The sequence below is a fragment of the Ensifer sp. CCNWLY38 genome, from assembly GCF_037120565.1.
Classification (GTDB): Bacteria; Pseudomonadota; Alphaproteobacteria; order Rhizobiales; family Rhizobiaceae; genus Ensifer; species Ensifer adhaerens_H.
The window spans coordinates 346,996-356,831 of the sequence record NZ_JBBBBO010000008.1; the positions used below are offsets into that span (position 1 = coordinate 346,996).

11 protein-coding genes are annotated in these 9,836 nt (G+C 62.4%); 3 read left to right on the forward strand and 8 right to left on the reverse strand.

Annotated elements, in window-relative coordinates; genetic code table 11:
• Positions 1-942 carry a protein-methionine-sulfoxide reductase catalytic subunit MsrP gene (msrP, locus tag V7S54_RS19465; protein ID WP_065377423.1) on the reverse strand — a complete coding sequence of 314 codons (942 nt, stop codon included), beginning with the start codon at positions 940-942 and terminating at the stop codon, positions 1-3.
• Positions 943-1,141: 199 nt separating this feature from the next.
• Here msrP and V7S54_RS19470 point away from each other — a divergent pair, with 199 nt between their 5' ends.
• The 3 genes from V7S54_RS19470 to sugE all read left to right on the forward strand — a co-directional run bounded on the left by V7S54_RS19470 (position 1,142) and on the right by sugE (position 4,415).
• The gene (locus V7S54_RS19470) at positions 1,142-2,539 is read left to right on the forward strand and encodes a DegQ family serine endoprotease (RefSeq protein ID WP_065377422.1); all 1,398 of its coding nucleotides are present in this window, start codon (positions 1,142-1,144) and stop codon (positions 2,537-2,539) included.
• Complete coding sequence (locus V7S54_RS19475; protein WP_058324766.1) at positions 2,536-3,849, forward strand: replication-associated recombination protein A; 1,314 nt, start codon at positions 2,536-2,538, stop codon at positions 3,847-3,849. The genes V7S54_RS19470 and V7S54_RS19475 overlap by 4 nt, the downstream gene beginning before the upstream one ends.
• 251 nt (positions 3,850-4,100) lie before the next feature.
• Positions 4,101-4,415: a quaternary ammonium compound efflux SMR transporter SugE gene (gene sugE / locus V7S54_RS19480; RefSeq protein ID WP_065377421.1), complete on the forward strand. Its 315-nt coding sequence runs from the start codon at positions 4,101-4,103 to the stop codon at positions 4,413-4,415.
• 145 nt (positions 4,416-4,560) lie between these two features.
• Here sugE and V7S54_RS19485 read toward each other — a convergent pair whose 3' ends face one another.
• The 7 genes from V7S54_RS19485 to V7S54_RS19515 all read right to left on the reverse strand — a co-directional run bounded on the left by V7S54_RS19485 (position 4,561) and on the right by V7S54_RS19515 (position 9,604).
• Positions 4,561-5,346: an ATP12 family chaperone protein gene (locus tag V7S54_RS19485; RefSeq protein ID WP_065377420.1), complete on the reverse strand. Its 786-nt coding sequence runs from the start codon at positions 5,344-5,346 to the stop codon at positions 4,561-4,563.
• Positions 5,339-6,004: an HAD-IA family hydrolase gene (locus V7S54_RS19490; protein WP_058329557.1), complete on the reverse strand. Its 666-nt coding sequence runs from the start codon at positions 6,002-6,004 to the stop codon at positions 5,339-5,341. The genes V7S54_RS19485 and V7S54_RS19490 overlap by 8 nt, the downstream gene beginning before the upstream one ends.
• On the reverse strand, positions 6,004-6,996 hold the full coding sequence (locus V7S54_RS19495; RefSeq protein ID WP_065377419.1) for an RluA family pseudouridine synthase: 993 nt from the start codon (positions 6,994-6,996) through the stop codon (positions 6,004-6,006). Before V7S54_RS19495 ends, V7S54_RS19490 begins: the two co-directional genes overlap by 1 nt.
• 213 nt (positions 6,997-7,209) lie before the next feature.
• The gene (gene crcB / locus V7S54_RS19500) at positions 7,210-7,587 is read right to left on the reverse strand and encodes a fluoride efflux transporter CrcB (protein WP_065377418.1); all 378 of its coding nucleotides are present in this window, start codon (positions 7,585-7,587) and stop codon (positions 7,210-7,212) included.
• 24 nt (positions 7,588-7,611) lie between these two features.
• Positions 7,612-8,445 carry an S-formylglutathione hydrolase gene (fghA, locus tag V7S54_RS19505; RefSeq protein ID WP_065377417.1) on the reverse strand — a complete coding sequence of 278 codons (834 nt, stop codon included), beginning with the start codon at positions 8,443-8,445 and terminating at the stop codon, positions 7,612-7,614.
• Positions 8,446-8,469: 24 nt separating this feature from the next.
• Positions 8,470-9,120, reverse strand: coding sequence for a DUF1345 domain-containing protein (locus V7S54_RS19510; RefSeq protein ID WP_065377416.1), 651 nt, complete (start codon positions 9,118-9,120; stop codon positions 8,470-8,472).
• A gap of 43 nt (positions 9,121-9,163) precedes the next feature.
• A complete protein-coding gene (locus V7S54_RS19515; RefSeq protein WP_336408677.1) occupies positions 9,164-9,604 on the reverse strand; it encodes a YaiI/YqxD family protein in 441 nt (146 codons plus the stop codon).
• Positions 9,605-9,836 lie beyond the last annotated feature (232 nt).

Consider the following 9,836-nt stretch of genomic DNA (forward strand, 5'->3'; position numbering starts at 1 on the left):
TCAATAGTTCGCCTTCAGGTCCATACCGTCATAGAGGCTGGCAACCTCGTCGGCATAGCCGTTGAAGGGCAGGGTATCGCGACGATTGGAACCGAAGAAGCCTCCGCCCCCAATGCGGTTCTCCGTCGCCTGGCTCCAGCGCGGATGATCGACTGCCGGGTTGACGTTGGCATAGAAACCGTACTCGTTGGGGGCCGAGAGGTTCCAGGTAGAAGGCGGCTGCGTTTCGGTGAGCGAGATCCGCACGATCGACTTGATCCCCTTGAAGCCGTACTTCCAGGGGGTGACGAGCCGAATCGGTGCGCCGTTCTGGTTGGGAAGCGTTTTGCCGTAGACGCCGACGGACAGCAGAGTGAGCGGGTGACGGGCTTCATCGAGCCTCAGTCCTTCGCGATAGGGCCAGGGCAACGGCTGGAAGAAGCCGGATTGGCCCGGCATCTCCGCGGGGCGAACGACCGTTTCGAACGAGACGTATTTGGCGCTGCCAAGCGGCTCCACCTTGTCGAGCAGGGTCGAAAGCTGGAAGCCGGTCCAGGGGATCACCATCGACCACGCCTCGACGCAGCGCATGCGATAGACGCGTTCCTCGATGGGGAACTTCAGCAGTTCCTCCAGCCCGAACTCCCTCGGCTTGCCGACGAGGCCATCGACCTTCACCGTCCAGGGGGTCGGCTTGAAGCTGCTCGAATTGGCGGCCGGGTCACCTTTACCGGTCCCGAACTCATAGAAGTTGTTGTAGCCCGTGACGTCGGCTTCGGGTGTCAGGTCCTCGTCGACGACGTATTTGCCTTTTGGTGCGCTAAGCGCCGCCGCCATAGCTGTGCCGCTTCCGGCAAGAAGGATGCCGCCGGCCGCGGCGCCCAGGAATGCGCGGCGATTGATGAAGATGTTCTCCGGCGTGATTTCGGAGGAAACGATTCGTGGCGGACGGTAGGATGGCATGGTCTTATCCGAGAGTGGTTTATGAGCCTTGTCTTGTGCGAACTCAGCAGACTTTCGATCACCGTGAAAGGGGTGCGGAACCACGTTTTCGTGCGTAGCGCGTGAAGCCGGCAACTTTGCGTATCCTGCGCCAACATTTGCCTTTTTTCCCACGAAATCCTATCTGAACGTAGCCGTGACGAATAGGAGAATGCTTCACATGATCGTTGGTCAAAGAGCGCTTGTTGCGCTCGTCATTGCCGTTTCTCTTGCCTGTCCGGCATGGGCTGAGGAAGCCAAGACGGTTCCGCAGTCGCGCACCGAAATGCAGCTTTCCTTCGCGCCGCTCGTCAAGCAGACGGCAAATGCGGTCGTCAACGTCTACGCCGAACGCGTGGTCGAGCGCCGCTCGATCTTTTCCGGCGATCCCTTCTTCGAGGAATTCTTTGGCCAGCGCATGCCGAACCGCTCGGAAAAGCAATCGTCGCTCGGCTCCGGCGTAATCGTCGGCAAGAACGGCATCGTCGTGACCAACAATCACGTCATCGAGGGCGCCGACGACATCAAGGTGGCGCTGGCGGACGGTCGCGAGTTTCCCTGCAAGATCGTGCTCAAGGATGATCGGCTCGACCTGGCGGTGCTGAAGATCCAGTCGGAAGGCCCGTTCGAGATCGTCCCACTCGGCGACTCGGATGCGGTCGAAGTCGGCGACCTTGTTCTCGCGATCGGCAACCCGTTCGGCGTCGGCCAGACGGTGACGAGTGGTATCGTCTCGGCGCTCGCGCGCAACCAGGTATCGTCAGGGGATTTCGGCTTCTTCATCCAGACGGATGCGGCGATCAATCCGGGCAATTCCGGCGGCGGCCTCATCGACATGAACGGGCAGCTGATCGGCATCAACACCGCGATCTTCTCCAAGGGTGGAGGCTCGAACGGCGTCGGCTTTGCCATCCCCGCCAATCTGGTGAAGGTCTTTGTCGCGTCCGCTGACGGCGGCAATGGCGCCTTCGTCCGTCCCTTCATCGGCGCAAGCTTCGAACCGGTGACCTCGGAAGTGGCCGAAGCCCTTGGCCTCAACCGCGCCCGCGGTGCGCTGGTGACGGCTGTCGTGGCGGGTGGCCCGGCCGAACTGGCAGGCATCAAGCCGGGGCAGGTGATCACCGCCGTCAACGGCATTGAGGTCGAACATCCGGATGCGCTCGGCTACCGCTTGACGACGGTCGGCATCGGCCACGAGGCGCGCGTTACCGTGTCGGAAAACGGCAAGCCGCGTGAGGTGACGCTCAAGCTCGATCGGGCACCGGAGACCTCGCCGCGTGACGAACGGCTGATCGAAGGGCGCAATCCCTTTGCCGGCGCAGTCGTCGCCAATCTGTCGCCGCGTCTCTCCGAGGAACTGCGCATGTCGACTTCGCTCCAGGGCGTCGTCGTCATGCAGGTCAACCGCGGTTCGCCGGCAGCACGCATCGGCCTTGAGCCGAAGGACATCGTGCGCTCTGTCAATGGCACGGCGATCGACACGTCCAAGACCCTGGAGCATGTGATGGCCGACGACGCCTCCTTCTGGCGCGTCGAGATTGAGCGGGACGGCCAACTTATCCGTCAGTTCTTCCGATGAGCGATCTGTTTACAGCACACGAACCACCTGAGATGGCGTCTGCAAGACCGCTTGCCGACCGGCTTCGCCCGCGTACGCTCGCCGAAGTCACCGGCCAGGAGCACCTGACCGGGGATGATGGGGTGCTGTCGCGCATGATCGCCTCGGGTTCTCTCGGATCGATGATCTTCTGGGGACCACCAGGCACCGGCAAGACGACCGTCGCGCGTCTGCTTTCGGGGGAGGCAGGACTCGCCTTCGAGCAGATCTCGGCCATCTTCTCCGGTGTCGCCGATCTCAAGAAGGTGTTCGAATCGGCGCGTGCACGCCGCATGTCCGGCCGGCAGACCCTGCTCTTCGTCGATGAGATCCACCGCTTCAATCGCGCCCAGCAGGATAGTTTCCTGCCCGTGATGGAGGATGGCACCGTCATCCTCGTCGGCGCGACAACGGAGAACCCGTCCTTCGAGCTCAACGCCGCTCTGCTGTCCCGCGCCCGCGTGCTGACGTTCAAGCCACACGGTGAGGACAGCATCCAGGAGCTTCTGTCCCGCGCCGAGCAGGCAGAAGGCAAGGCGTTGCCACTTGATGCGGATGCACGCGCGAGCCTGATCCGCATGGCCGATGGCGATGGCCGGGCGGCGCTGACGCTGGCGGAAGAAGTCTGGCGCGCCGCGCGGCGCGACGAGATCTTCGACGCGGCAGCACTTCAGAACATCGTTCAGCGCCGGGCGCCGGTCTACGACAAGGGCCAGGACGGGCACTACAATCTGATCTCGGCGCTGCACAAGTCGGTGCGCGGGTCTGATCCCGACGCCGCGCTCTATTACCTCTGCCGCATGTTCGATGCGGGCGAGGATCCTCTTTATCTCGGGCGACGGCTGGTACGCATGGCGGTTGAAGATATCGGCCTTGCCGACCCTCAGGCGCTGGTGATCTGCAATGCGGCCAAGGACGCCTATGACTATCTGGGCTCGCCGGAGGGTGAACTGGCGCTCGCCGAAGCTTGCGTCTATCTGGCGACCGCGCCGAAGTCGAACGGCGTCTACACCGCCTACAAGGCGGCGATGCGCGCTGCCAAGGAGAACGGCTCGCTGCTACCGCCGAAGCACATTCTCAACGCCCCGACCAAGCTGATGAAGGGCGAAGGCTACGGTGACGGTTATCGCTACGATCACGACGAACCGGATGCCTTCTCCGGCCAGGACTATTTTCCGGAAAAGATGGGTCGCCAGACTTACTATGATCCGCCGGAGCGTGGTTTCGAACGAGAAATCCGCAAGCGGCTGGAATGGTGGGCGAAACTCCGCCGGGAGCGCAATGCTCCCTAGAATGCCGAGGAAACTGTAAGACGGCCTTTCCTTGTGTTTGGCCCGGAGGAAAACCCGGTCGTTTTCAAGGCTTCAAGGAATGCGGGACGTGGCTTAGCCTTGCCGCCGGTGCAAGGCTAATCTGCCGTGGCTGCCTTGCCGTCGGCACCGGAGTGTGAGATAGAACCCCGCATTGCAGACGGCTGCACGGTTCGCGAAGTCGAAACCGAACATCCGCGGGGACGGCCTCGCTCCAGTATTAGGAGTTTGACATGGCCTGGTTCCTTCTTCTGCTTGCCGGTATCCTCGAAATCGGCTGGGCAATCGGTCTCAAATACACGGATGGCTTTACGCGCGTTACGCCGACGGTCCTGACCGTCGGGTCGATGATCCTCAGCATCGCGCTGCTCGGCCTTGCCGTGCGCACCCTGCCGCTCGGAACTGCTTATGCGGTCTGGACGGGTATCGGTACCGTCGGCACGGTGATCCTCGGGATCGTCCTGTTCGCAGAGCCCGCGACCCTCGTTCGCATCGGCTGCATCGCCTTGATCGTCAGCGGAATCGCCGGGCTTAAGTTGGCTGCCTAACGGGACGTAATCGCGCTGACGTAGCGTAAAGCACACCAGCGACATTGCTCTGAAGCTGCTGCCACCGTCGAAAAACGAAACGGGCTGCGCGTTATGAAGAACGCGCAGCCCGCAATCGTGTTCAGAGATGTTTCGCTGTCTCCGTTTACCGCAAGGCGTCGAGAACCGCAGCAGTCGCCAGCATTTCCTGCCAGCGATTTTCGCGCCGGCGGAAGGCTTCCTCGTCGGTTCCCCAATGCTCGATCTGCCAGTCTTCATCGACATGCGCGGCTGTCCAGGCTTCTTCGGCCGTGAGCCTGCCGGAGGCGAAGGCGAGCGCCAACAGGGCCGAACCCGTCAGGCTCGTCACCGTATGAACGCAGGTGAGCCCGAGCGGAGTGGCGAAAGCGCGCAGGTCCTCGGCATAGGCTGAAAGGGCTTCCTCCGGCTGCTCCTGATGGATCACACCTTCGGCGAGGATGAAGTGAGCGCCGAGCGTCTGCCGCGCCCAATCGAGCACCGGGTTCCAGATCTCGTTCTGGCGTGCGACCAGGCCTTCCGGGCTGTCGGCGCGATAGCAGATCATGTCGGTTCCGGCGAAGCGCAGGATGTCGTCGAACACCGAGCGCTGGTCTTTCGCAACACCATCGAGCGCCGTGTTGACGATGCGGGTGATCGGCATCCGGGCGGGATCGATGACCTCCGCCTGAGCCTCCCATTCGGCGGCCAGCATATCGGCAAGCTTGCGCGTCGGCACGGCAAGCGGTTGCTTTGCCGGCGTGCGCACCGTGCGGCCGTCGAGCAGCACGGCGTGGGTGTCGCCTTCCGCCGCGGCGACGCTGACCTCCTTGTAGAAGCGCTTCGGCAGCGGCTTCAGCATCTGAATCTGTGCGCGGCGGACCGGATCCTCGTGGCTCATCGCACCGCTGAGCTCGTCGCGAATATCAGGCATGATTGTGTTCCATCCATTCAATGATGTCTGCCGGCGTCTGGGCAACGAAATCCGCACCCGCCTCGATGAGATCGGGAACGGACGCATATCCCCAGGCAACGCCGATGGCGGCGGCTCCCGCGGCCTTGGCCATTTGCATGTCGTAGATCGCGTCGCCGATGACGACCGTATCCTTCGCGTCGATGCCGGCTTCCGAGCAGCATTCCGTCACCATTGCCGGGTGCGGCTTGGAGGGGCAGTCGTCGGCGGTGCGCGAAACGAAGAAGATATTGTCGAAACCGTGGGTTTCGGAGATGTGGGTGAGGCCGCGCCGAGACTTGCCGGTGACGGCGCCGATCAGCAGCGCGTCCCGCGACGAGAGCGTCTGCATCATGTCGGCGATGCCCGGAAACAAAAGCTCCTGGAAGCCGGCTTCGCTGCGCACGCCTGCGAAGATCGACTTGTAGTGCGCAGTCATCGCCAGTGCCAGGTCGTCGACGTGCTCGCGGCCTAGCAGGCGGGCAATGGCGATGTCGAGGGTCAGGCCGATGATGCCCTTGGTTGCTGAAAGCGGCGGGCGCTCGCGATCGAACGCCTCGAAGGTGCGGGCCATCACCTCATGGATCAGCCCGCCGCTATCGACCAGCGTCCCGTCGCAATCGAAAAGCGCGAGCTTCATCAGTCGTCCTCGCCCGGCTCGTTCTCTTCAAAGCCCAGCAGGTTCCAGCTTTGGACCATATGCGGCGGCAACGGCGCGGTCACACGCAGGCGGCCGCCGTCGGGATGCGGGATATCGATATGGCGCGCGTGCAGATGCAGACGGTTCTGCATGCCGCCGGGCAGGCTCCAGTTGATATCGGCGTCAAAATACTTGGGGTCGCCGAGGATCGGGTGGCCAATGTGCAAGGCATGCACGCGCAACTGATGGGTACGGCCGGTATAGGGCTCCATCTCGAGCCAGGCGAGGTTCTGTGCGGCCTGCTCGCGGATGCGGTAATAGGATATGGCGTGGTCGGCACCGTCTTCGCCATGCTTGGCGATGCGCATGCGGTCCCCGTCGGGCGTCTGTTCCTTGACCAGCCAGGTCGAGATCCGGTCTTCGCGCTTGCGCGGCACACCCTTCACCAGCGCCCAATAGGTCTTCTTGGTGTCGCGCTCGCGGAAGGCGGCCGTCAGCTTCTGGGCGGCGCCACGCGTACGGGCGATGACCAGAACACCTGAGGTGTCACGGTCGAGGCGATGGACGAGACGGGGTTTTTCGCCGCGCTGGTTGGTCCAGGCCTCGAGCATCTTGTCGATGTGACGGTTGACGCCGGAGCCGCCTTGCACGGCAAGCCCGGCCGGCTTGTTCAGCACGATCACCTTGGCGTCCTCATGCAGCACCATCCGCGACAGCAATTCTCCGTCGGGCGAGTTGCGAAGGTCGCGGCCGGCGATCGGGCCTGTCTTCGTCTCCTTCGCATCGACGCCAAGGGGAGGGACACGCACCGTCTGGCCCAGTTGCAGGCGCGTGTCGGATTTGACGCGACCGCCATCGACACGGATCTGGCCCGAGCGCAGGAGCTTTTGCAGCGGACCGAAGCCGAGCCCCGGAAAATGCACCTTGAACCAACGGTCGAGGCGCATGCCCGCCTCGTCGCCTTCTACTTGCCTGTGTTCTATACCTGCCATGTGCGCGAACCTGCCTTCTGTTTTCGCAGCGTCGCGCGTCAGACCGAAGCTCTTGCGTTGGGATGGTCGCAAGAAGATCGCCTCGGGCGCGCAAGGGCTGCCGCAATCCTTTGATCGCTGCACGCGACGCCCTTGAAGCACGGATGGTTGAAGGGCGATGCAACGATGCGCCGCGCTTCCCCTAAGGATGCGCAGCGTCATTAGCTGCAGCCTTTAGACTATTGCGCGCATCAGAGCCAGCCCGCTGAAGACCGCAAGCAGCGAAAGCGCGACGCTGGCAACGACATAGAACACGCAAAGCATGACATCACCGCGCTCGACGAGCGTGATCGCATCGAGCGAGAAAGCCGAGAAGGTGGTGTAGCCGCCAAGAACGCCGGTAATCAGGAACACGCGCATGTCAGGCGAAGCGCCGAATTTGCGCATGATCACCTCTGCCAGCATGCCGATCAGGAACGAGCCGGTGACGTTGACCCCGAGTGTGCCCCACGGGAAGCCCGCCCCGAAACGATGAACTGTCCACAGTCCGACGAGGTAGCGCAGGATCGAACCGATCGCACCGCCGGCGCCGACGAGGAGGAGGTGGGTCATCAGTCGCTCCGGGTCAAAGTTGATTCAGGCCAGTCGATCGGCATGCCACTTCAGGTGATCATCCATGAAGGTCGAGATGAAATAATAGGAGTGGTCATAGCGCTCATGCATGCGCAGGGTCAGGTCTATGCCCGTTCCCTTGACGGCCTCTTCGAACAGCCATGGGCGCAGTCCGTTTTCGAGGAAGCTGTCGGCCTTGCCCTGGTCGATCAGGAATTCCGGGAAGCGAGCGCCATCCTTGACGAGAGCGCAGGCATCGTATTTGCGCCAGGCGTCGCGGTCGGCTCCAAGATACTTTTCGAACGCGCCGGTCGACCAGTCTGCGGTCGAGGGCTCGACGATCGGCGCGAAGGCCGAGCAGCTCTTGAAGCGATCCGGGTTCTTGAGCGCTATCGTCATGGCGCCATGACCGCCCATCGAATGGCCGAAGATGCCCTGACGGCTCATGTCCATGCGGAAGTGCTGGCCGACGAAGGCGGGCAGCTCTTCGGTAATGTAGCTGTACATCTGATAGTGCTCGGCCCAGGGCGTTTCGGTGGCGTCCAGGTAAAACCCGGCGCCCTTGCCCATCTGCCAGTTCGTCAATTCGTCGGGCACATCGGTGCCGCGTGGGCTGGTATCGGGGCAGACGATGATCAGCCCCAGTTCCGAAGCCATGCGGCGATATTCGCCCTTCTCCATGACATTGGCATGTGTGCAGGTAAGGCCGGACAAGTACCAGAGTACTGGCCTGGGCTCCTTGATCGCCTGAGGCGGCACGAAGACGGCGAAGGTCATCTCGCCTTTGCAGGCTTCGGACTCATGCGAGAAGACGCCTTGCATGCCGCCGAAGGCGGTGTTCTGGGAGAGGACTTTCATGGAATGCTCCTTGGATAATGATGCTCAGCCGGCAAGCTGCACGGCCGCATTGACGGCGGCGGCGACGAGCACGGTGTTGAAGAAGAAGGAAACGATGGCGTGCATCAGATTGATGCGCCGCATGGCTGTTGTGGTGATGGCGACATCTGAAGTCTGCGCGGTCATGCCGATGACGAAGGAAAAGTAGAGGAAATCAAAACCGCCGGGCTCGGGTGTCTCGGGAAAGTCGAGGCCGCGTGCCGGCTCCGGCGTCTGCGCATCCGCGGCAGGCACCCAGTATATGTGCGCATAATGCATCGCGGCCATCATATGGATCGTCGCCCAGCCGAGCACGACCGAGGCAAAGGCGAGGCCGAGAGCCAGCGCTGATCCCGCCTTCTCGCCGTTGAGGGCGAAGAACAGAGAGATGAGCGAGCTCGCAGCCGCACCGAATGTCACGAGGAGGATAACGAACTCGGGCTCGTCGGTGTTTCTGGCATGGGTCTTCAGGTGCCGCCCGGTCATCATGCGCAATCGCCGCCAGCACATGGCGAGATAGACGCAGAAGAATGTGATCGCAGCGCCTTCAAGTGCGAAGCGTCGCGCAACGAACCCGAGGACGGGCACGCTTGCGAGCGCGCATAGAATGGCGGTGTAGAAGGGCCAGTGCCTGAGCTTCGTCGTCGTCGCTTTCATCCAGATGCCCCTGCGATCTGCAGCGGAAGCGGCTGCCGCACTGTCACTTTTTCGCCTGCCGTGCGAGTCGGTCAAGCGTTTCGAGGAAGGCAGAGCGGTCCCGTGGGGTGAAGGCGGCGTTGTAGCCCTTGCTCTCGCCGGTTTCGCGCAAATGCTGCCCAAGGTCGCGCATCGCCGAAGCCATGCCGATATTGCTCTTGTCGAAGATGCGGCCGGACGGACCGGTGACGAGGGCACCGGCGGCGACGCAGCGCACCGCCAGCGGTACATCGGCGGTGACGACGATATCGCCCTCATGCGCCCGTTCGGCGATCCAGTTGTCGGCGGCATCGAAGCCCGCCGAGACGATGACGTTGTGCACCATCGGGTCACGCGACGGGCGCAGACCCGAATTGGCGACCAAAGTCACCTCGATCCCGTGGCGCTCGGCCACCTTCAGGATTTCCGACTTCACCGGGCAGGCATCGGCATCGACATAGATCATCTTGAATCAGTTTCTCAACGGGACTGAAAAAGGCGCCGGAATTCAATCGACTCCGGCGCCGTTCTGAATCGGATTGTGAAGCAATTCCAGGAAAAGTGCGAAGCGGTTTTTCCGTCCGGAATTACTTGTTTTCCGCCTTAGTAAAGAACGACCGAGCGGATGCTTTCGCCGGAATGCATCAGCTCGAAGCCCTTGTTGATGTCTTCGAGCGGCATGGTGTGGGTGATCATCG

What these genes read in the sequence shown, in the direction of transcription:
- msrP (WP_065377423.1), bottom strand. Translation starts at nt 942, where the DNA reads ATGCCATCCTACCGTCCGCCACGAATCGTTTCCTCCGAAATCACGCCG.
- V7S54_RS19470 (WP_065377422.1), top strand. Translation starts at nt 1,142, where the DNA reads ATGATCGTTGGTCAAAGAGCGCTTGTTGCGCTCGTCATTGCCGTTTCT.
- V7S54_RS19475 (WP_058324766.1), top strand. Translation starts at nt 2,536, where the DNA reads ATGAGCGATCTGTTTACAGCACACGAACCACCTGAGATGGCGTCTGCA.
- sugE (WP_065377421.1), top strand. Translation starts at nt 4,101, where the DNA reads ATGGCCTGGTTCCTTCTTCTGCTTGCCGGTATCCTCGAAATCGGCTGG.
- V7S54_RS19485 (WP_065377420.1), bottom strand. Translation starts at nt 5,346, where the DNA reads ATGCCTGATATTCGCGACGAGCTCAGCGGTGCGATGAGCCACGAGGAT.
- V7S54_RS19490 (WP_058329557.1), bottom strand. Translation starts at nt 6,004, where the DNA reads ATGAAGCTCGCGCTTTTCGATTGCGACGGGACGCTGGTCGATAGCGGC.
- V7S54_RS19495 (WP_065377419.1), bottom strand. Translation starts at nt 6,996, where the DNA reads ATGGCAGGTATAGAACACAGGCAAGTAGAAGGCGACGAGGCGGGCATG.
- crcB (WP_065377418.1), bottom strand. Translation starts at nt 7,587, where the DNA reads ATGACCCACCTCCTCCTCGTCGGCGCCGGCGGTGCGATCGGTTCGATC.
- fghA (WP_065377417.1), bottom strand. Translation starts at nt 8,445, where the DNA reads ATGAAAGTCCTCTCCCAGAACACCGCCTTCGGCGGCATGCAAGGCGTC.
- V7S54_RS19510 (WP_065377416.1), bottom strand. Translation starts at nt 9,120, where the DNA reads ATGAAAGCGACGACGACGAAGCTCAGGCACTGGCCCTTCTACACCGCC.
- V7S54_RS19515 (WP_336408677.1), bottom strand. Translation starts at nt 9,604, where the DNA reads ATGATCTATGTCGATGCCGATGCCTGCCCGGTGAAGTCGGAAATCCTG.